At 71.1% G+C, this 1,294-nt stretch carries 2 protein-coding genes; both read left to right on the forward strand.

The annotated features are described in order from the left end of the window. On the forward strand, positions 1–785 hold a 785-nt coding region (locus A3728_RS12350), incomplete at its 5' end, for a HesA/MoeB/ThiF family protein (protein ID WP_067924029.1). Further along, a partial coding sequence (gene thiD / locus A3728_RS12355) for a bifunctional hydroxymethylpyrimidine kinase/phosphomethylpyrimidine kinase (RefSeq protein ID WP_067924031.1) occupies positions 782–1,294 on the forward strand: 513 nt, incomplete at its 3' end. The genes A3728_RS12350 and thiD, both read left to right, overlap by 4 nt.

Below are 1,294 nucleotides of genomic sequence, written 5' to 3' on the forward strand. Positions count from 1 at the left end.
CCGGGGCCGGGGTGGGGCGGATCGCCGTCGTCGATCCCGACAGGGTGGAGGAGAGCAACCTGCATCGGCAGGTGCTGTTCCGCCAGCGTGATCTGGGCGCGGCCAAGGCGGAGCGCGCCGCGCGCAGCCTGTCGCGGCTGAACCCCGAGTGCCATGTCACGGGTCATGTCGCCCGGCTCGACCCGGCAAATGCGCCTGCCTTCGCCGAGGGGGTCGATCTGGTGATCGACGCGGCGGACAGCTTTGCCGTCAGCTACGCGCTGTCGGATCATTGCCGCGCGGCGGGGCTGCCGCTGATCACCGCCTCCGTTCTGGGGAGGGCGGGGTATGTGGCGGGTGTCTGCGCCGGCGCGCCCAGCCTGCGCGCGCTCTTTCCCGACCTGCCGATGAGTGCGCAGACCTGTGCGAGCGGCGGCGTTATGGGGCCCGCCGTTGCCGCGATCGGGGCTTTGCAGGCGCAGATGGCCCTGTCGGTCCTGCTGGGCCATGCGCCGAGCCCGCTGGGGCAGGTGATGCAGCTTGACCTTGCGACGTGGCGCAGCAGCGTTTTCCGGTTCGACGGGGCGCCGGAAGCCCCCGGGCCGGCCGTGATCGCGCCCTGCCAGATCGCCCCGGACGATCATGTCATCGACCTGCGCCTGACGCCTGATTACCCCGCCCCCCGCCCCGCGCCGGAGGAGCGCGTCGTTTTCGCCTGCAACACCGGGCTGCGCGCATGGCGCGCCGCGCGCCGGGTGATGGAGGGCGGGCATGCCCGCGTTGCGGTCATCGGATACGGATCGTGACGCCCGCGATCCTCTGTATCGGGGGCATGGATTCCAGCGGTGGTGCCGGGCTGCTGCGGGACAGCGCCACGATCGAGGCCCTGGGCGGGCGGATGCGCGCCGCCGTTACCGCCGTAACGGCTCAGGATGACGGGGGCCTGCGCGCGAACCTTCCCCTGCCGGTGGAGACGGTACTGGTACAAATCGGCAGCGCCGGACCGGTACAGGCGGTGAAGATCGGGATGCTCGGCACCGCGCCCATCACCCGCGCCGTTGCACAGGCCTTGCCAAAGGGGTTCCGGGTGCTGGACCCGGTGCTGGCGTCGAGTTCGGGCTTCGCCTTGCTGGAACCGGAGGGGATCGGCTGCCTTTTGTCCGATCTGCTGCCGCGCATGGATCTGGTGACGCCGAACCTGCCCGAGCTTTACGCGCTGGCGCGGCATCTTGGCTGTAGCTCGGAAGATACTGCCGCGGCCGCGCGGGTTCTTCTGGGTGCCGGGGCGGGGGCGGTCCTTGTGAAGGGCGGCCAT

This window comes from Sulfitobacter sp. HI0040 (genome assembly GCF_001634885.1).
GTDB lineage: Bacteria > Pseudomonadota > Alphaproteobacteria > Rhodobacterales > Rhodobacteraceae > Sulfitobacter.